The sequence below is a fragment of the Massilia sp. UBA6681 genome (assembly GCF_002454935.1).
Lineage (GTDB): Bacteria > Pseudomonadota > Gammaproteobacteria > Burkholderiales > Burkholderiaceae_D > Telluria > Telluria varians.
Genome location: NZ_DKJX01000086.1, coordinates 1 through 19776, shown reverse-complemented (window position 1 = coordinate 19776; position 19776 = coordinate 1). Strand labels below are relative to the sequence as shown.

18 protein-coding genes are annotated in these 19776 nt (G+C 67.3%); 6 read left to right on the top strand and 12 right to left on the bottom strand.

Features of this window, described 5'->3' with window-relative positions:
- Nucleotides 1-70 precede the first annotated feature (70 nt).
- From B2R83_RS15455 to B2R83_RS15415, 9 genes are all read right to left on the bottom strand, one after another.
- Nucleotides 71-889 (bottom strand): HDOD domain-containing protein, encoded by an 819-nt coding sequence (locus B2R83_RS15455; RefSeq protein ID WP_292043019.1) that lies wholly within the window; start codon nt 887-889, stop codon nt 71-73.
- Between the two features lie 101 nt (nt 890-990).
- A complete protein-coding gene (locus tag B2R83_RS15450; RefSeq protein WP_292043018.1) occupies nt 991-2007 on the bottom strand; it encodes a BON domain-containing protein in 1017 nt (338 codons plus the stop codon).
- A 141-nt stretch (nt 2008-2148) separates the two neighbouring features.
- Nucleotides 2149-2844 (bottom strand): hypothetical protein, encoded by a 696-nt coding sequence (locus B2R83_RS15445; protein ID WP_292043015.1) that lies wholly within the window; start codon nt 2842-2844, stop codon nt 2149-2151.
- A gap of 103 nt (nt 2845-2947) precedes the next feature.
- Nucleotides 2948-4123, bottom strand: coding sequence for an MCP four helix bundle domain-containing protein (locus tag B2R83_RS15440; RefSeq protein WP_292043013.1), 1176 nt, complete (start codon nt 4121-4123; stop codon nt 2948-2950).
- A 159-nt stretch (nt 4124-4282) separates the two neighbouring features.
- Entirely contained in the window at nt 4283-5983 is a 1701-nt protein-coding gene (locus B2R83_RS15435; protein ID WP_292043010.1) for a dipeptidyl-peptidase 3 family protein, read from the bottom strand.
- Nucleotides 5984-6034: 51 nt separating this feature from the next.
- Nucleotides 6035-7087, bottom strand: coding sequence for a WD40/YVTN/BNR-like repeat-containing protein (locus tag B2R83_RS15430; RefSeq protein ID WP_292043009.1), 1053 nt, complete (start codon nt 7085-7087; stop codon nt 6035-6037).
- A gap of 69 nt (nt 7088-7156) precedes the next feature.
- A complete protein-coding gene (locus tag B2R83_RS15425; protein WP_292043005.1) occupies nt 7157-8602 on the bottom strand; it encodes an efflux transporter outer membrane subunit in 1446 nt (481 codons plus the stop codon).
- Between the two features lie 15 nt (nt 8603-8617).
- A complete protein-coding gene (locus B2R83_RS15420) occupies nt 8618-10222 on the bottom strand; it encodes a DHA2 family efflux MFS transporter permease subunit (RefSeq protein WP_292043000.1) in 1605 nt (534 codons plus the stop codon).
- A 9-nt stretch (nt 10223-10231) separates the two neighbouring features.
- The gene (locus B2R83_RS15415; protein ID WP_292042992.1) at nt 10232-11380 is read right to left on the bottom strand and encodes an HlyD family secretion protein; all 1149 of its coding nucleotides are present in this window, start codon (nt 11378-11380) and stop codon (nt 10232-10234) included.
- Nucleotides 11381-11494: 114 nt separating this feature from the next.
- Here B2R83_RS15415 and B2R83_RS15410 point away from each other — a divergent pair, with 114 nt between their 5' ends.
- Together B2R83_RS15410 and B2R83_RS15405 are read left to right on the top strand one after the other, a co-directional pair.
- Entirely contained in the window at nt 11495-12148 is a 654-nt protein-coding gene (locus B2R83_RS15410; RefSeq protein ID WP_292042988.1) for a TetR/AcrR family transcriptional regulator, read from the top strand.
- Between the two features lie 134 nt (nt 12149-12282).
- On the top strand, nt 12283-12468 hold the full coding sequence (locus B2R83_RS15405; RefSeq protein ID WP_159702138.1) for a hypothetical protein: 186 nt from the start codon (nt 12283-12285) through the stop codon (nt 12466-12468).
- A gap of 67 nt (nt 12469-12535) precedes the next feature.
- Here the strand turns inward: B2R83_RS15405 and B2R83_RS15400 are convergent, their stop codons facing one another.
- Nucleotides 12536-12856 (bottom strand): hypothetical protein, encoded by a 321-nt coding sequence (locus B2R83_RS15400; protein WP_292042984.1) that lies wholly within the window; start codon nt 12854-12856, stop codon nt 12536-12538.
- Between the two features lie 209 nt (nt 12857-13065).
- Here B2R83_RS15400 and B2R83_RS15395 point away from each other — a divergent pair, with 209 nt between their 5' ends.
- From B2R83_RS15395 to B2R83_RS15380, 4 genes are read left to right on the top strand one after another with little or no spacing between them, the layout of a single operon-like run.
- Entirely contained in the window at nt 13066-13479 is a 414-nt protein-coding gene (locus B2R83_RS15395; RefSeq protein ID WP_292042982.1) for a DUF2141 domain-containing protein, read from the top strand.
- Between the two features lie 10 nt (nt 13480-13489).
- Nucleotides 13490-14962: a carotenoid oxygenase family protein gene (locus B2R83_RS15390; RefSeq protein ID WP_292042981.1), complete on the top strand. Its 1473-nt coding sequence runs from the start codon at nt 13490-13492 to the stop codon at nt 14960-14962.
- Nucleotides 14959-16113, top strand: coding sequence for a sensor histidine kinase (locus B2R83_RS15385; protein WP_292042979.1), 1155 nt, complete (start codon nt 14959-14961; stop codon nt 16111-16113). The genes B2R83_RS15390 and B2R83_RS15385 overlap by 4 nt, the downstream gene beginning before the upstream one ends.
- On the top strand, nt 16089-16856 hold the full coding sequence (locus B2R83_RS15380; RefSeq protein WP_292042976.1) for a LytR/AlgR family response regulator transcription factor: 768 nt from the start codon (nt 16089-16091) through the stop codon (nt 16854-16856). Before B2R83_RS15385 ends, B2R83_RS15380 begins: the two co-directional genes overlap by 25 nt.
- Before the next feature lie 173 nt (nt 16857-17029).
- Here B2R83_RS15380 and lpdA read toward each other — a convergent pair whose 3' ends face one another.
- Together lpdA and B2R83_RS15370 are read right to left on the bottom strand one after the other, a co-directional pair.
- On the bottom strand, nt 17030-18877 hold the full coding sequence (gene lpdA / locus B2R83_RS15375) for a dihydrolipoyl dehydrogenase (protein ID WP_292042974.1): 1848 nt from the start codon (nt 18875-18877) through the stop codon (nt 17030-17032).
- Nucleotides 18878-18887: 10 nt separating this feature from the next.
- A partial coding sequence (locus B2R83_RS15370; RefSeq protein WP_292042973.1) for a 2-oxo acid dehydrogenase subunit E2 occupies nt 18888-19776 on the bottom strand: 889 nt, incomplete at its 5' end.

The following is a 19776-nucleotide window of genomic DNA, read 5'->3' as shown; positions in this document are numbered from 1 at the left end:
ATTCCCTACAGTATCATCAGATTAATCAATTTTCTCGCGTCCTACGACTTATGGAAGAGGACGGGACGGGCTAGACCAGCGTGGCGTCGCCCAGCGCCTGGGCGGTCTCGGCCGCTTCGCTGCGCAGGACCTGCAGCGTCGCCGCCTCGAGCGGTCCGGCTTCGTGGTCCTCAAACGGGCTGCCCAGCGGCGAGTCGACCAGCGCATAGCGGTTCGCCAGCAGTAGCGTGTCGAGCAGGGTGTGCGGCGCCGGGTTCAGGACGCCGTCGCGCAGTCCGCCGACGGCCTCGGCCACATCGGCGGGAATCGCGAGCTTGCGCATGATCTCCAGGCTGGCCACGTCCTCGACCAGCACGCCCCAGTTCTCGGTATCGTCCTCGAGCAGGCCGGGGAACTCGTCGGCGCGCGACAGCAGGTAGAAGCCGCCGACCTCGTGCACGATGCCCGCGAACAGCGCGGTGTCGGGATCGACTTTGGTGACGTGGCGCGCGATGGCCTGCGCCAGTGCCGCCACCTGGGCGCTGTGGGTCCATAATTGCTCGGCCTTGGCGCGCAGCACCCGGTCGGCGATGCGGTGGCCGAACTGGCGCACCATCAGCGCCGCCACCAGGCCGCGCAGGCGGCGGTAGCCGATGCGCAGCACGGCCGCCCGCACATTGCTCACCTGGACGCTGCCGGCAGCCCCGTAGGCGGCGGTATTGGCCAGCGCCACGGTGCGCGCGGCCAGCTGCGGTTCGGACAGCACCAGGCGGATCGCTTCGTCCACATGGCAATCCGGATCGTCCAGGGCCAATTGCAGGCGCAGCACGGCATTCACGCTGGTGGGAAAGGTGATGTCCCCACGCGCGGCCTGGGCGGCGATGTATCCGAAGGCTTCGAGTTTGTTCACGGGGCAATTATAAGTCGGTCCGGCCCGGGACCGGCAGGTGTTGTGGCCAAAAAGAAAAAGCCCGCACGGCAGGCGTGCGGGCTGTCGGTCTTGCACGACGATTATTTGACCTTCAGCGTGCTCTTGACGCGGGTAACGCCGTCGACGCCCTTGGCAACCTTCTCGGCACGCTCGGCTTCGGCCTTCGAGTCGACGAAGCCGCTCAGCATGACGACGCCCTTCTCGGTCTCGACCTTCACGGCCAGCGCGCTGGTGTCCTTCTCGGCGGCCAGGCCGGCCTTGACCTTGGCGGTGATCGCCGCGTCCGACATGTTGGACGCGGTGCGCGAGCCGGCGTTCTCGGTCTTGTCGGCCGCGTTCGAGGCGGTCGCGCGGGTCTTGTCGCCGGCGTTCTCGGCGGCGCGCTCGGTGGTGGCGGCGGCGCCGGCGGTCAGTTCCCTGGTCTTGTCGGCAACGTTGCGGCCGGCTTCCTTGGTCTTGTCGACCGCGCCGGCGATGGCGTTACGGGTCTTCTCGCCGGCACGCTCCAGGGCCGTATCCGGCTTGTCCTTGTTCTCGACCAGGCAGGCGGTCTTGCTGCCCTTCTCTTCGCACTTCTCGACCGCGGCCGACTTCACCGGGTCCTTGGTATCGGTCGACGCGACCAGGCCGGCGCTGCCGGCGGCGCCCGCGGTGGCGGCGGTGCTGCCGCTGCCGCCGGTGGTGCTGGCGCGGGTGTCGCGCTTGCCGTCGAGCTCGGCCAGCGCGGCGGTGCGCACCGACTTGGCGGTGTTCATGCAGCTGTCCTTCTGGTTGCCTTTCATGGCATCGCACTTCTCTTCGGCCAGCTCATACTCGGCCTCGGCCAGCTTGCGGTGTGCGGCATTGAGGCGGTCCGGAGTGTTGTCGTACTTTTGCGCAGCGGCCAGTTCGGCTTTGGCGCGGGCGACGTCGGCCTGCTCTTCGCAGACGTCTTCCTTGGTCAGGGCATCGCACTTGTCCTTGGCAACGTCGTGCTCTTTCTCGATCTTCTGCATGGCCGCGCGGTAGCCGGCGGCGTCGGACTGGGCAAAAGCGGGAGCAGCGGCGATGGTGGCGCCGGCAACGGAGGCCAGCAGGGTGGCGAGGAGTCGGTTCATGATGTGTCCCTTGTGGTAGGTTGTTGTGATGACATCATTAGACGCTCTACACCCGACAACATCTGTGCGACAACGTACACTCGTCCGCTCAGCGTCCAATTGGCGGCCCCGACTGTTGCTGCGAGGCCGCGCGCAACAGGGTCATTCGGCGGCCAGCAGGCCTTCGCGCCAGAGCCCGTCGACGTCATCGAAGGGCGCCTCGGCCTTGCCGAACGCGGCAGAGTCGCCCGCCAGGCGTACCCAGGCGCGGGTGTCGTGACCGCTGCGCGGCACCGCCACCTTGGCGCGCACGCCGGACAGCCAGCGGTACACGTGCCCGTACTGGTCCGGATTGTTGTGCCGGATCCAGGCCAGCGCGGCCAGGTCGGCGAAGCCTTCTTCGCGGCGGGTCTCGCGCATCGCCTTCGACGCCGCCAGCAGCGAGGCGTCAAGGGCGCGCTCGTCGCCCACCTCGACGAAGCCGGCCGGCAATTCATGCCAGACGCCCTGCACATAGCGCCAGCAGTGCGCGATCTCGTGCGCCGCCATGGCTTCGATCAGCACCCCCTGCTCCGCCTCCGGAATGCCGGCCAGCACGGTCTCGGCATCGGGGTTGTTGCGCAGGGACATGACCAGCTTGCAGCGGCCCTTGTCGAAACCCATGGCCAGCGGCACGTCGCCGGGACGCGGCTGGGGCTGGACGGTGATGTCGAGGGGAAGCTTGAGTTGCTGGGAGTAGGCCAGCACCGGTCCGGCGGCGCTGAGCCAGCGCTTTTCCAGTGCGGTCAGCTCGGCGGCATGCAGGTCGGGCGCCGCCGTGAGGGCGCAGACCGCGACGAGGATCAGGGGCTTGAACACGAGAATTCTCCCAAGGACGATGAAATGCCTATCGGCAATTCTAGCCCGTGAGAAAGGCCGTCTTTCGGGAATATTTTTCTCTGTGTCGAGAACGATAAACTTGTCAGTTTTGCTTCGGCTGGTCGGCTTCGCCCGCCGGCAGCACCGGGGCAACCATGGCCGCAAGGCGCTGTGCCTCGGCTTCCATGGCGGCGGCGGCAGTCGATGCCTGCAGCAGGGCCGTGGTGCGGCGCGAACTCTCGGTCTGGGCTCTAGCCTGGCCCTCTTCCAGGCCGATCGCGGAGGTCACCGCCGTGACGCGCGCCACGGCATTGGCGATCGCCTGCAGGGCGCCGGCGTCTTCCATGTGGGCCACCGGACTGCCGACCAGGTCGCGGATATCCTTCACCACCGCGCTCGAACGCAGCGCCAGCGCCTGCAGTTCCTGCACCACGGCGGTCTGCTCTTCGTCGTGCTCGCCGGTGCGCAGCGCCTGCACCGCGGCGTCGAGCGCCAGGATGTTGGCGCGGAAGGCCAGGCCGTCGATGGCGCCGACGATGTCGTCGACGCGCTTCGGCGCGGCTTCCTCCGGCGCGGCCGGGGCCGCTTCATCCACGTCGGGCAGCGCTTCCTTCTCACGCGGCAGCCCGCGCACGACATACCAGGTGCCCGCCACGGCCGCCGCCACGGCGCCTGCGCACAGCAGCACGATCCACTGCGCGAATCCGGACGCCAGCTCGCGCGCCGAGGCCATGTCGTCGGCCGCGAGCTTCTGCTCGAGTTCGATGAAGCGGTTCAGGCTGGCGAGCCAGTCCACGAAAGCCGGCGCCGCCTGCTGCGACAGCAAGCTGGCCGCCTCGCGCGTTTCTCCGAGCGCATGCAGGGCGATCACACGGTCGACCAGGGCACGGGTGCGGCGCTCCTGCTCCTTGATGGCGGCCAGGGCCTCGCGTTCCGCGGGCAGGATGCCCGGCAGTTCATGGAACAGTGCGTTCAGCGGAGAAGCGGCGCGTGCATAGGCATCGGCCAGGGTCTTGAGACGGGCGATCGGGGCTGCGGCGGCAACGGAATCGGGGGCCAGGGCGACGTCGCGCAGTGCGATCGCACGATCGTGCACGCTGCTGCGCAGTTCGAAGGCGTAGCGCAGCTTGATGCCGCTGACGTCGTCGATGCGGAACAGCATCTGCTCGATCTGCCCCGCGCGCGCTGCGGCCAGCACGGAGAGCGCGATCATCAGGAGGATCACGGCGCCGTAGCCGATGGCCAGCCGCGCGCCGGTGGTAAGGGGCTTCGTCGTCATGTTCTGTCTTTCTGCAGCCTGGGAATTTCCCCCAAGCAATGCAGCGACTATAACATGCTCCCTGTATGGATTGACGGAGCTTTCAGTTTAGTTTAAGTAAAAGCCGGCGGCACTGTTGCGTCCATACCAATGATACCGCCGGCTCCATCGCTTGCCGTCTTACTTCGTCAGCGACGCCGCAGTCACGAAGTTCGGACGGATGTCGTTCGGCACGCTCGACTTGAGGCGGTCGAGCGCCTTCTGCACTTCCGGACGGATTACCACGTACTTCGCCATCATCGCCTTGGCGGCCTCGTAGTCGCCGGTGGCCTCGATGGTCAGGAAATCGCGGTCGAGGTCGGCAACCGCGCCCTTGATCTTCTTGAAGTCCACCGAGAAGCTGCCGTCGCTATTGGCCACGAAAGCGCCCTTGTCGAGCAGGTAGTTCATCTGGATCGCCATGCCGCGCGCGTGCGAGGAAGTCAGGCCGAAATGCAGGGTGCGGAAGGCGGAGGCCAGGAAGGTGTTGTACAGCTTGCGCTCGGCTGAGCTCCCCTGCCCCAGCGTGTCCTTCAGCAGGCCCTTGTCCATCATGTAGCCCAGCGCCCACAGGCCGGTGATGTCGGCCTTGGCTTCCTCGATGGTCGAGTAGGTGTCCTTCAGGTCCTGGCGCGGGGTCGATTCCTTGCCGTTCTTCCTGGTCGTGTGCGGGCCGAGGCCGTGCATGATCTCGTGCGCCAGGATGTGGGTGAAGAAGGAGTCGAAATCGAGGTCCTTCTGGTCTTGCGCACGCAGCACCAGCTTCGAGATGGGTTTGAGGGTCGATTCGAACTTCGCTTCCTGCACGTTCTTGAGCATCACGCGCTTGGAACCGCGCTCGCGGATCACGCGCTCGTCGTTCGGCAGGTTGTAGGCGGCGGTCTGCACGCCCATGTTGCCGTCGCCGGCGCCGAATACCTGGTTGACCACCACCATCGGGGCGATCGCGCCGACCTTCGGGTTGCGGTACTGCTTGGCCAGCGGCAGGTTGTCTTCCAGCTCCTGCAGGTGCTTGCCGAAGAAGGCCAGCTTCTGCGTTTCCTTCTGGTCGCGGATGCTCACATAGGCTTCGAAGGCGGCCTTGTAGCCGAACAGCTCGTCGTTATAGGTCTCATACGGGCCAATCGTGACGTCGACCGGCGAATCCAGGTCCATCCAGGCAAAGTCCGAGGCCAGGTAGTCGTTGGACAGGAAAGCATCGGCGCGCAGCGTCAGGAATTTCTTGAGCGAGGCGTTGTCGGTGAGCGCGGCGGCTTCGCGCAGCAGCTTGGCCAGCTTCTCGAGCTCCGGGCGGTATTCGTCCGAATACTTCACGGTGCGGAACTTGCCGTCCGGACCGGTACGGATGACGGTGAAGAACCACTGCGCGTCGGCCTTCTGCGCTGCCGGCAGGCCGTTCATCCAGCCCTCCAGCGCTTCCTTGCTCGCGTTCTCCGGGTAGAAATTGGCGCCCAGCGGCTTCTTGGCCGGGATCTTGATGCCGGCATATTCGGCGGGCATGAAGGACCCGTTGTCGTCGAGGCTGGACCATGGGCCCTTGTTCAGCCAGAAGGCGTTCTGGCGCGCGCGGCCGAGTTCCGAATTGTCCTTCTGCAGGGCGGCCCACAGGGCTTCGTTGCCGGCCCAGCGCTGGCGCAGCTGCAGGGTGTCGATGATCCTGGCCGCTTCGATCAGCTTGGCCATCGCGGCGCGGTCGCCTTTCGAGAGCTTCGAGGTGTCGGCCTTGAGCTCGGCGGGTGCGAAGCGCTTGGCCATGGTGCTCAGTTGGGCGACCGTGGCGGGTTCGGCATAAGCGCTGCTGATGGCAGCAAACAACACGAGAGGAGCGAGGAATTTCTTCATGGTGTCTCTAGTCAAATAGTTGTAGTCCGGCGATTGTAATCGCTTGTCCCGTCATTGCCCTTGTTGGGCGTCCAGCCGGGGACCCGTGTACTGCATCAGCAAGCCTTTCGGCCCCACCGCCCACCCCTGCGCCGGGCCGGCGAAACCGACCGTGTTCATCGGCGTCTTGTCGAGCTCCTTCCAGGTGCGGCCGGCGTCCGGCGAGTAGCCCGATCCGGCCAGGCCGGCGGCCACCAGCGCACGGGGTGCGCCGGGCACCGGCACCACCACCGACATGTAGCCCGCGGGCGCCACCTCTACCTGCGTCCAGCTGGCGCCGCCGTCGACGGTATAGGCGCCGTTGGTGCCGGCCATGCGGGTTTCCTTGTAATCGCCGCCGGCCGCGAAACCTTCTTTCTGGTTCAGGAAGGCGACCGAAAACACGCCGCGCGCGGCGGCGCCGGCCGGAATCGGGGTCGACGACACGCGCCAGGTCTTGCCGCGATCAGGGGAGTGGAAGACGCGCGAGCTGGCGCTGCCGCCGGTGGCGATCCAGGCGTCGCCCGTGCCGGCCACCGTGAGGCAGGTGCCGCTGGCGGCAAAGGCGCCCTCGTTCGGCATGGCCTCCAGCCCCTTGGCGGCGACTTCCTGCCAGCTGCGGCCGCCGTCGCCGGTGGTGTAGACCTGGAAGCTGCCCTTGACCGGATCGCCGAACAGGATGCCGTTGTCCTTGTCCCAGAAGGCCATCGCGTCCCAGAAGCCCTCGGCCACCGCGTTCGTGGTGACCAAGGCCCAGGTCGCGCCGCCGTCCTCGGTACGATAGATGCGCGAGGCCGCGCCGGGACCCGCCCCCATCACGACGGCCGTCCTGGCGTCGAAAGCGTGGATGTCGCGGAAGTCGATCTTGTCTGCATCCGGCACCTGCATCGCCTGCCAGGCCTTGCCGTCGACGGTGCGCAGGACGGTGCCCTTGGCGCCGCTGGCCCAGGCGACCTTGCTGCTCACGACGGACAGGCCGCGCAATTCGGCGCCGGTGCCGCTCGGGACGGGTTGCCAGGATTGGGCGGAGGCTGCGCTGGACGCCAGGAGGGCGGCGATGAGCAGGGCACGTGCGGGCAGGGACATGGGTGCGGATCCTCGTATGGTTGAGTATCCGCCCATTGTAGCCTGCCGCTGTGGCCCTGCAAGCCGGGCTTAGATGCCGGGTTTCGCGATCGTGGCGAGCGCCTCGCCCTGCTCCCAGCCGCCGCCGAGCGCGCGCGCCACGGCCACGGTGGCCAGCAGGCGCTGGGTGCGGATCTGCGCCGCCGCCCGGTCCGCCGCCAGGGCGTTGCGCTGGGCATCGGTCACGTCGAGGTAGGTCGACACGCCGCGCTCGTAGCGCGCCTGCGCCACCAGCAAGGCGCGCGCCGCGGCCTGCTGGGATTGCGCCTGCACCTCGCCCTGCTGCTGGCGCTGCTGGACGTCGGACAGCGCGTCTTCCACTTCGCGCAGCGCGGTCAACAGGCGCGTCTGGTGATTCGCCACCGCTTCTTCGTAGCGCGCTTTGGACAACGCCAGGTTGGCGCGGTTGCGGCCGCCGTCGAATACCGGCAGCGACAGCGCCAGCGGACCGATCGAGAACTGGCGCGCACCGCCGCTGGCGATGTCGCGCAGGTGTTCGGAGGCGAAGCCGAAGTTCGAGGTCAGCGAAAGCGACGGATAGAAGGCGCCTTCGGCCACGCCCACCTGCGCGTTGGCCGCCTTCAGCTGGGCCACGCTGGCGGCCAGGTCGGGACGCTGCTTCAGGAGGCTGGCCGGCAGGCCGACCGGAATGCTTGGGGGCAGCGGCAGCTGTGCGCCGGCGCTGTCGGCCAGCACGGGTTGGCTCGGCGAAGCGCCCACCAGCGCGGCCAGCGCGTGCTCGACCGCATTGCGCTGGCGCTGCACCTCGTGCAGGTCGGCTTCGGCATTAGCGCGCTCGATGCGGGCGCGCGAGACGTCCAGCTCGTTCGACAGGCCGGCCTTGAAGCGCGCTTCCACCAGGTCTTGCGCTTCGCGGCGAGCGTCCAACGCCCCTCGCAGGATCGCCAGCTCGGCGTCCAGGCCGCGCAGCTGCCAGTAGGACTGGGCCACCTGGCTCGAGAGCATCAGGAGCACGCCGTCGCGATCAATCTGGGCCGCCAGCGCCCCGGCGTCGGCCGCTTCCACCACGCGGCGCACGCGGCCCCACAGGTCCAGTTCATACGAGAACGAGGCGCCGACGCTGAAGTTGTTGCCTTCGATCGAGCGCCCGCCCAGGGCGATGCCCTGCGCGGTCTCGGCCGAGGTACGCGAGTTCGACACGCCCGCGCTCACCGCGACATTCGGCGCCTGGCCGGCGCGCACCACGCCCAGCTGGGCCTGGGCCTGCAGCAGGCGCTGCGCCGCGGCCTGCACGCCGGGGTTGTCGCGCAGGGCGCGCGCCTCCAGGCTGTCCAGGGTGGCGTCGCCGAACACGGTCCACCACTGGGCCGGCAGGCGCGCCGCCTCATTCGTGGCGCTGGCATGCCGGTAGGCCGCGTCGGCTGCGCCTGCGGGCGCCTTGAAGTCGGGGCCGACGGTGGCGCAGCCGCCCAGGGCCGCGGCCAGCGCGGAGACAAGTACAAGCTTCTTCAACATTTCATTCTCTCTCTATCAGTGTGCGCCCGAGGCGCCGCCCGGCGACTTGACCTTGTCCGCCAGCCAGATCGCGGCGATGCAGCCCAGCAGCACCACGCCGATGATCAGGAAGCCGTCGTTGTAGGCCATCACGTAGGACTCGCGCCGCACGATGCGATCGACCACGGCCAGCGCCTGGCTGGCGGCCGTGGCCGGATCCATGCCATTGGCAATGAAACCCTGGGTCAGCGCATCCAGGCGCCCCTGGGTCGCCGGGGCATAGCTCGACACCGCCTCGCCCAGGCGCGCCGAGTGGAAGTGCTCGCGCACCGTCAGCGCCGTGGCCAGCAGGGCGATGCCGATCGAGCCGCCCAGGTTACGGGTCATGTTGAACAGGCTCGAGGCCGAGGGCATGTCCTTCGGCGCCAGGCCCTGCATCGCGAAGTTCGACAGGGTCAGCATCACGAAGGGCTGGCCGATCGCGCGGATCACCTGGGTCACCATCAGCTGGTCATAGCCTGTGGTCGCATCCATGAAGGCGTTCATCAGGCAGGAGCCGCCGAACAGCAGCAGGCCGAAGGAACACAGGATGCGGTTGTCCACTTTCGAGGACAGCGCCGCCGCGAAGGGCATCACCAGGAGCTGCGGCAGGCCGACCCAGGCGATCACTTCGCCGATCTGCATCGGCGTGTAGCCCGCGATCTGGCCGAGGTACAGCGGCAGCAGGAACGAGGACCCGTATAAACCCATGCCGGTCACCGCCGACAGCACGGTCGCCACCAGGAAGTTGCGCTGGCCGTAGAGGCGCAGGTTCACGAAGGGATCGGGTCTGGTAAAGCTCACCGCCACCCAGCCCAGGATGCCCACCAGCGACAGCGAAGCGAAGCTGACGATGAAGGAGGACTCGAACCAGTCCTTCGAATTGCCCTCTTCCAGGAAGATGGTCAGGCAGGCCAGGCCCATGGCCATCAGGCCGATGCCGAGCCAGTCCGCGTTCACCAGCGCCTTGAGGTTCGTCTTTTCGCGGTCCATGCCGTACACCAGGCCGGCGATCAGGAGCACGCCCGGCACCCAGTTGATGTAGAAGATCGAGGGCCAGCCGTAGATCTCGGACAGGTAGCCGCCCAGGGTCGGGCCCATGGCCGGCGCCAGGGTGGCGGTGAGGCCGAAGATCGCCATGCCGACCGCGCGTTTGGAAGCGGGCAAGCGCGTCATGACGAGGGTCATCGCCATCGGGATCAGGGCGCCGCCGGTGAAGCCCTGCAGCATGCGGAACACGATCATGCTTTCCAGGTTCCAGGCCGCGCCGCACAGGGTCGAGAACAGCAGGAACAGCGCGGTGGTGCCGATCATGTAGGCGCGCGCACCCAAGGCGCGCGTGAACAGCGCGGTCATCGGGATCACGACGATCTCGGCGCACAGGTAGGCGGTCGATATCCACGAGCCCTCTTCCTGCGTGGCCGACAGCGAACCGAGGATGTCGCGCAGCGAGGAGTTGGTGATCTGGATGTCGAGCACCGCCATGAAGGCGCCCAGCATGCCGGCGGCCACCGCGATCCAGGTGCGCGCGTCGATGCGGACGCCGTTGGCCGGCGCTCCCGGCATCACGCCAGGAGGAGCGGCCTTGGTGAGGCTGGTCATCGTCTTTCCTTAGCGGGCGACGGCCGCGGTCTGGCGATCCGAACCGCGGGCCACCTTCTGGCCGAGTTCCACTTCGGCGATGACCGACATGCCCGGCACCAGGCGGCCGGCGTACTTCTTCACGTCCGCCGGATCGAGCACGATCTTGACCGGCACGCGCTGGACGATCTTGGTGAAGTTGCCGGTCGCGTTATCGGCCGGCAGCAGCGCGAACTGGTTGCCCGAGGCCGGCGAGAAGCTGTGCACCCGGCCGAGCAAAGGCTTGCCCGGCAGCGCGTCGACTTCGAGCGAGACCTGCTGGCCCGGCTCCAGGCCGGCCAGCTGGGTTTCCTTGAAGTTGGCGGTGACCCAGACCTCGTCCTCGACCACGGCCAGCAGTTGCTGGCCCGGCTGCACGCGGGCGCCGACTTCCACGCTGCGCTTGCCCACGCGCCCCGGCACCGGCGCGACGATGCGGTTGTAGGCCAGCTGCTGCTGGGCGTCCTTGAGCTGGGCCTGCAGCACCTTGACCTGGGCCTTCAGCACGTCGCGCCCGGCGCTGGCTGCGGCCACCTGGGCCTGGGCGGCGCCGGCACTGTCGCGGCGCGCCGCCACGTCGGCGACGGCAGCGGCGCGCGCGGCGCTGGAAGCATCGACCTCCGCCTTCGACACCGCCTTCATGGTCTCGTTGTAGAGCTGGCCGAAGCGCTCGGCATCCTGGCGCGCGCGCACCAGCTGGGCCTCGGCCTGCCTGACCTGGGCGCCGGCCGCGGCGGCCTGGGCGCGCACCTGCGTCACCTGGGCATCGGCCTGGGCGATCTGCTGCTCCACGCTGGCGATCTGCGCCTCGATCTGCTCGACGCGCACGTGGTGGTCGGCCGGGTCCAGCTCGGCAATCACCTCGCCTGCCTTGACAAGCTGGTTGTCGTCCACCAGCACGCGCGTGACCACGCCGGCCACGCGGCTCGATACCGGGTGCACCCGGCCGGTAACGTAGGCGTTCTCGGTTTCCACGTAATGCTGGCTGCGATACCACATGCGCCCGCCTGCCCCGAGGGCCAGCACGGCGATCAGCCCCACCACGCCCAGCACGCGCTTGTTGGGCGGCGCCTTGCCCGGCGCCGCGGGGGTCTGGACAGCCTGCTGCATAGCCGGGGCCGAGGTGTGCGATTCTGCCATGGGGTCAAACTCCGAAGAAAAATGAAATGGGTCATGCGCATTATTTGCCAGTGTTCGGCCGAAGTCAAGAAATGAAACGGTTGCATTTCATTTTTATTGGATTAGAATGAAGCCATGACGAAAGCCACCAGTCCCGTTCCCGCTACTCCGACCAAGTCCGCCGGCCGTCCCAAGGCCTCGGAGGTCGAAGCACGCACCCAGGAACTGATCGACGCCGCCGGCTGCCTGTTCATCAAGCATGGGTACGCCGGCGTGAGCCTGGAAGCCATCGCGCGCGAGGCGCGGGTGGCGGTGCGTACCATCTACGTGAAATTCGGCGGCAAGGCCGGCCTGCTCAAGGCTGTGCTGCAGGCGCGGCGCGAGCGCTTTTTCCCGGTCGGGAAAATGGATGTCGACCAGCGCCCGGTCCGCGAGGTCATCGACGAGTTCGCCGGCTATTTCTACGACATGCTGTGCGAGCCGGACGCGATGATCCTGCAGCGCGTGGTGATGGCGGAAGCCAGCACCAATCCCGAGCTGGCCGAGACCTTCTACGAGGCGGGGCCGCGCATGACGCGCGAGATGCTCGAACGTTATTTCGCCCGGCCGGACGTGCGTGCCCAACTGCGTCCCGATGTGCCGGTCGCCCTGCTGCCCGCGCACCTGATCGCCTGCGTCAACGGCGACCCGGTAGTGCGCTATCTCTTCCCCGAGCGCGAGCCCCCGCGCGCGGAAGCGCGGCGTATGCTTGCCGAACGTTTAGAGTTGTTTTACCGCAGCATTTTTTGACCATATGGTCAAAAGCGGGTCTGTGCGTCATCGCACCGACCTTGGGCAAGCTTTTATGACAATCTGACATCCTTATTAATGGAGGATGTCATGAACAATAAAACGACAGCGGCTGTTCGCCGCGAGGAGGAAGCATGAGCAAGTCTTCCCGTTACGAATGGCGCGACCAGCAGGCTGCCCTGCAGGAGCGTATGAAGCTTTTCCTGCAAAACCCGAACAACGAACAGCTGGAAGCGGTCGTTACGGAAATGCGCGCCTACGCCGCTGCCGCACAATCCGGCAGCATCGATATTCCGCAGCGCTTCATCGCGTTCACCTGAACAAGCCGACACCACAACGCCGCCCCGCGCAAGCCGGGCGGCTTTTTTTTGTCCAGGCCGCCAGGCTTCAGCCGGCCATGGCCGGGGCCGGCATCCCTTGCGCCTGGGGCTCGAAGTCGAACAGCCGGCTCAGGCAATACACCTTGCGCGGGGCGCGGTGGCGTTCGTGGATCTCCCGGGTCATCACTTCGACCCGGCGCGGCTGGAGCGACAGCTGGCGTGGGTCGATGTAATCCGGCGCCCCTTCCATGAAGCGCGCCGCAAGCTGCTGGGTAATGGTGCCGTGAACAAGATGCTGCTCCCCATGGACCGTGGTCCTGAGCTCGAAGCAGCGCGTTTCGGGCAGGACGAATATCGTCCCGACATATTCATTGCCGTACTCGACCATGGCACTCCCCCTGTAGCTTGACACGCAACCGGCGGCAAGTGGCTCGCCGCCACACGTTCCCATCATAGCAAGTACATACGGCAGCGCGCCGCGCAATTCGCGCTATTCGGATGCAATTCGCGCCGCACCGCTGCAGCTTCGTCGCAAGCACGGGCGCGGCCCCGGCCTCTTCCCCAGAATAGGCCATCAACCCACTCATGGAGACCGTCATGCAAGCCATCCGTATCGCAGCCGCCCTCGCCCTCCTCGTTTCCGGCGCCGCCAGCGCCGCCGATCTCACGCTGCGCATCGAGGACGTCAAGTCCGCGCAAGGCAGCATCATGGTCGCACTCTATGATTCGGCCGACAGCTTCCTGAAGCGCCCGGCCAGGGCTGCCCGGCTGGCTGCCGCGGCCGGCGCGGTAGACCTGGTGATCAAGGACTTGCCGGCGGGCGACTATGGCATCGCCCTGTTTCACGATGCCAACGACAACGGCAAGATGGACAGCAACGCCATGGGCATCCCGTCGGAAGACCACGCTTTCAGCAACAATGCCCTCGGCACCATGGGACCACCAACATTCTCGCAGGTGAAATTCAGCCTGCCGCCGGCCGGCGCCACCGCCACCATCAGCCTGCGCTGAAGGAGCCGCCATGGACCGCCGCCGCTTTATCGAAGCCGGGCTGGGCCTTGGTGCGCTCGCGCTGGCCGGCCAGGTGCGTGCCGACCAGGAAACCCGGCGCCGCTTCCACGCCGCCCTGGCACGCGACCCGGCACTGGCCGTCTACGCGGACACCGTCGGCAGCCAGGCCGGCGACGCGACGCTCAGCGGACGCCTTCCCGCCGACCTGCAGGGCAGTTTCTACCGCAACGGCCCTGGCCGCTTCGAACTGGGCGGCGAGCGCTACCACCATTGGTTCGACGGCGACGGTTTCGCCCAGCGCTGGACCATTGCCGGCGGCAAGGTCCGGCACCAGGGCCGCTTCGTCGAGACGCGGCGCTACCTGGACGAGACCCGGGCCGGGAAATTCCTCTACCCGTCCTTCGGCACCTGGGTGGCGCACCGCGGATTCCGCGACAACGACAGCCTGAATGCGGCCAATACCAACCTGCTGCCCGTCAACGGCCGCGTGTATGCGCTCTGGGAAGGCGGCTCGGCCATCGAAGTCGATCCGGAGACGCTGGCAACCCGGGGCATCCAGACCTGGCGCGAGGATCTGCGCGCCATGCCCTTCTCGGCCCATCCGAAGTGCGATCCGCAAGGCGGCATGTGGAATTTCGGCGCCCTGCCCGGCTCCGGCCGCATCGCGCTCTACCAGATCGGCGCCGATGGCCAGGTCCTGCGCAGCGCGCTGATCGACGTGCCCGGGCAGGCCATGGTGCACGACTTCGCCGTCAGCGCCCGTCACCTCGTCTTCCTGGTCCCGCCCTACGACCTCAAACCCGGCAAGGACACGAGTTTCGCCGAACGTCACGCCTGGGCCGGGAGCGGACCGTCCGCGCGTCCGCTGCGCGCCGTGGTGGTGGCCAAGGACAGCCTCACGATACGCCAGGTGTTCGAACTGCCGCCGCGCATGGTGTTCCACTTCGGGAATGCCTGGGAGGACGGCGCCTGCACCCGCTTCGACGCGGTGCTGCACGAAGGCGACGTGCTGGGCGAACTCGGCGACCTGATGGCCGGCGCACGCCAGACCCGCTCGCGCAGCGAAGCGGTGCAGATCTGCCTCGACCATGCGTCGGGCCAGGCCCGGATCAGCCGCCTGTTCGGCGCGAGCGAATTTCCGCGCGTGGCGCCGCAGTCGGTCGGAAGCCGCCATCGCAAGCTGGTGCTGCTGGGCGGTGACGCGCGGCTAGACTCGGTCAACCTGGTCGATACCGACAGCGGCAAGGTGGATGCCTACCGCTTCGGCGCCGGCTGGCAGGTCGAGGAACACGTGCTGGTGCCGCGCCGCAATGCGCGCTCCGAGACCGACGGCTACCTGGTCGGCGTGGCCCAGGACCTGCGCCGTGGCGTGGGGGTGTTGTGCGTGTTCGATGCGGCACGGGTGAGCGCCGGGCCCTTGGCCCTGGCCCGGCTTCCCTATCGCACACCACACTGCTTTCATGGTAATTTCTTATCAGCATGATAACCGCCGACAAAACCACACCGCGCATTCGCAGCCATCCGCTGGAACTCATTCCCCTGTTCCGGCGCTGGCCCTCGTCTCCAGCCCGCAATATCGCCTATACGGCGATCTGGAGCAGCCTGATCGGCCTGGGCCTGACCGTGACGCAGGAAATGTTCGGCCGCTCGGACATGTCGTTCGGACGCATGCTGTTCTACACGGTCGTGATCAGCAACCTGATCGGCTTCCTGGTCCACGGCGCCCTGCATCTCATCGAGCGCCATGTGCCGCGCGAGAAGGCCGTTCTGTTCCGCAGCGTGCAATTGCTGGCGGTCGGCATGGCCTGCGTGGCCGGCATTCCAGTCGGTAACGCCCTGCTGCAAGGCAGGAACCCATTGTTCTTTTTCCAGGGCGGGAAGGTCATGACCGTCCTGCTCGCCTTCGGCATGCTGACCGCGGTGCTGATCGTACTGGTACTGGCGGCGGGCGAACGCCGCATGCGGCGCGAAGCGGACGCGGCGCGCCAGCAGGAGCAGATCGCGGCCGCCGGAAGGCTGGTGGCCGAGGCGCGCCTGCGCGCGCTGCAGGCCCAGATCGAGCCACACTTCCTGTACAACACGCTGGCCAATGTCGTTGGCCTGATCGACAGCCAGCCGGCCAAGGCGCGCCGCATGCTGGAGCGCTTCATCGACTACCTGCGCGCCAGCCTGTCGGCCAGCCGCGCCGAGCATGCGACCCTGCAGGGTGAACTCGAGCTGGCGCGCGCCTATCTCGACGTGCTCGGCGTGCGCCTGGAAGGCCGCCTGCGCTGGCGCTTCGAGATCGCCCCCGGCATCGATCAGCTGCCGATCGCCCCGATGCTGCTGCAGCCGCTGGTCGAGAACGCGGTCATGCACGGCATCGAGCCCAAGCTGGAAGGCGGCGACATCGTGCTGCGCGCCCACCCGGACGGCGGCCTGCTGTGCATCGACGTGTGCGACACCGGCCTCGGGCTGCGCATGCTGCCGCCCCGCCCCGGCGGTGGCGTCGGCCTGTCGAACCTGCGCGAGCGCCTGCGCCAGCTGTACGGCCCCGCGGCCAGCCTGCGGCTCATCGAAAACCCCGCCGGCGGCGTCAGCGCGCGCCTGCAGCTTCCCCTCCTGGAACCATGCACGACCATTCCCACGCCCTGATCGCGGACGACGAGCCGCACCTGCTCGACTACCTGGAATCGCAGCTGGCCGCCGCCTGGCCCGAACTGCGCGTCACGCGCGCGGCCAATGGGGTGCAGGCCCTGGCGCTGATCGACGAGCTGGCGCCGCACGTGGTGTTCCTCGACATCCAGATGCCCGGCCTGAACGGCATCGAGCTGGCGGCGCGCCTGTGCACCGGCAGCAAGCCGCCGCATGTGGTGTTCACCACGGCCTACGATCACTACACCCTGCAAGCCTTCGAGCACGCGGCGTTCGACTACCTGCTCAAGCCGATCGGGCTGGAACGCCTGTCGCGCACGGTGGCGCGGCTGAAGGCTGCGCTTGCCACGCCCGCCCCGGCGCCTGCGGCCGACGCCCTGCAGGCCCTGCTGCGCCAGCTGGGCGTGGCGGCGCCGGCCCCGCTCCAATGGATCCGCGCGGCCAAGGGCCAGGAAACGCGCTTGATCGCCATCGACGAAGTGATCTACTTCCAGAGCAACGACAAGTACACCAGCGTGTATCTGGCGGATGGCGAAAGCCTGATCCGCACGCCGCTGAGCAAGCTGAAGGAACAGCTCGACCCGCAGCAGTTCTGGCAGATCCACCGCGGCGTGATCGTCGCGGCGCGCCACGTGGCCGGCACCCGGACCGACTTTCGCGGGCGCTTGCACGTGCGGCTCAAGGGGCGCGACGAGCAGCTGGTGGTGAGCCGGAATTACGTGGACCTGTTCAGGCAGATGTAACCCGAGTAACCCGAGGGTCAGGTCTGACATTTGGACACGGGCTCAGCCTTGACATGCGGGTTTGCCGCATTCGTGCTGTTGAGGTCGTGTCCGTTTGTCAGACCTGACCCCGCTGGGAGGGCAAAAAAAAGCGGAACCGGCAAGGTTCCGCTTTTCGTGCATGCCGGGGCAGATTACTTCTTGCGTGCCGGCGGCAGGTCGGTGCAGACGCCCTTGTAGGCTTCCGCCGCCATGCCGATCGATTCGCCCAGGGTCGGGTGCGGGTGGATGGTCTTGCCGATATCCACGCCGTCCGCGCCCATCTCGATGGCCAGCGCCACTTCGCCGATCATGTCGCCGGCATTGGTGCCGACGATGGTGCCGCCGATGATGCGCTTGGTTTCCTTGTCGAACAGCAGCTTGGTGAAGCCCTCGTCGCGGCCGTTGGCGACCGCGCGGCCGCTGGCGTTCCACGGGAAGTGGCCCTTTTCGACGGCGATGCCCTTCTGCTTGGCTTCGTCCTCGGTCAGGCCGACCCACGCGACTTCCGGATCGGTGTAGGCCACCGACGGGATCACCTTGGCATCGAAGAAGGCCTTCTCGCCGTGCGCCGCTTCCGCTGCCACGTGCGCTTCGTGCACTGCCTTGTGCGCCAGCATCGGCTGGCCCACCAGGTCGCCGATGGCGAAGATGTGCGGCACGTTGGTGCGCATCTGGCCGTCCACGCCGATGAAGCCGCGGTCGGTCACGGCCACGCCGGCCTTCTCGGCGGCGATCTTCTTGCCGTTCGGGCTGCGGCCGACGGCCACCAACACCAGGTCGTACAGCTGCGGCTCGGGCGCGGTGGCGCCGGCTTCCGCCGCTTCGAACGAGACCTTGATCCCTTCCGGCAGCGCTTCCACGCCGACGGTCTTGGTCTTCAACATGATGTTGTCGAAGCGGTGCGCGTTGTACTTCTGCCAGACCTTGACGGCCTCGCGGTCGGCGCCCTGCATCAGGCCGTCCATCATCTCGACCACATCGATGCGCGCACCCAGGGTCGAGTACACGGTTGCCATTTCCAGGCCGATGATGCCGCCGCCGATGACCAGCATGCGCTTCGGCACCTGGCGCAGTTCCAGCGCGCCGGTCGAGTCGACGATGCGCGGATCTTCCGGCACGAAAGGCAGCTTCACCACCGAGGAACCGGCGGCGATGATCGCCTTGGCGAACTTGACGACGCGCTTAGAGCCGTCGGCTGCCGTGACCTCGATGTGGTTCGGGCTCAGGAACTGGCCCACGCCCTGCACCACGTTGACCTTGCGCGCCTTGGCCATGAAGTTCAGGCCGCCGGTCATCTTCTTGATCACGCCATCTTTATAGGCGCGCAGCTTGTCGATGTCGACGTCGGGCTTGGCGAAGCTGACGCCCAGGTCGGCCATGTGCGCGGTCTCGTCCATGATGTGCGCCACGTGCAGCAGCGCCTTGGACGGGATGCAGCCCACGTTCAGGCAGACGCCGCCCAGGGTCGCGTACTTCTCGACCAGCACGGTGTTCATGCCCAGGTCAGCCGCGCGGAAGGCGGCCGAGTAGCCGCCAGGACCGGCGCCCAGCACCATCATTTCGCATTCGATGTCGACCGGGCCGCTGTAGCTGGCCGCGCCCGGCGCCGGGGTGGCGCTTGGCGTGGCCGCCGGCGCCGGATGGGCCGGTGCGTACGAATCGGTCGGGGCCGTGGCCGCGGTCGGGGCGGCAGCCTGCGCGCCGATCCCTGCTGCCGGCTTCTCGCCCGCTGCGGGTGCTGCAGGTGCAGCTGCGCCCGCCCCGGATTCCTCGACCATCAGCAGCAGCGAACCTTCGTTCACCTTGTCGCCGACCTTCACTTTGATTTCCTTGACCACGCCGGCGTTCGCCGACGGGATCTCCATGCTGGCCTTGTCCGATTCGACGGTCACCAGGGACTGGTCGACCTTGATGGTGTCGCCCGGCTTGACCAGCAGTTCGATGATCTCGACGTCCTTGAAGTCGCCGATGTTCGGTACTTTTACCTCAACAGTGCTCATTCGGCGCTCCTTACAGAAGGGTCTTGCGCAGGTCGGCCAGCACGTCCGCCAGGTAGGCGGCGAAGCGCGCGGCGCCGGCGCCATCGATCACGCGGTGGTCGTAGGACAGCGACAGCGGCAGCATCAGGCGCGGCTGGAAGGTGGAACCGTCCCACACCGGCTTCATCGCCGACTTCGACAGGCCCAGGATCGCCACTTCCGGCGCATTGATGATCGGCGTGAAGGCCGTGCCACCGATGCCGCCCAGCGACGAGATGGTGAAGGTCGCGCCCTGCATCGCGCTCGGGCTCAGCTTGCCGTCGCGTGCCTGCGCCGACAGCTCGCCCATTTCCACGGCGATCTGCGAGATGGTCTTCTTGTCGGCATCCTTCACGACCGGGACCACCAGGCCGTTCGGGGTGTCGGCGGCGAAGCCGATGTTGTAGTACTGCTTGACGATCAGGCTGGCGCCGTCTTCCGACAGCGACGAATTAAATTGCGGGAACTTCTTCAGTGCCGCAACCGAGGCCTTGATCACGAAGGCCAGCATGGTCAGCTTGACGGTCGACTTCTGCTTGGCCAGCGCGGCGTTCGAATCGACGCGGAACTGCTCCAGGTCGGTGACGTCGGCGTCCTCGAAGTGGGTCACGTGCGGGATCATGACCCAGTTGCGGTGCAGGTTCGGGCCGGAGATCTTCTTGATGCGCGGCAGGGCCACGGTCTCGGTCGGACCGAACTTCGAGAAGTCCAGCGACGGCCAGGCCAGCACTTCCATGCCGCCGCCCGAACCACCCTTCGACGGTGCCGCGGCGGTCGGACCGGCAGCCATCACGCCCTTGACGAAGTTCTGCACATCCTGCTGGGTGATGCGGCCTTTCGGGCCGGTGCCCGGCACACGCGCCAGGTCCACGCCCAGTTCG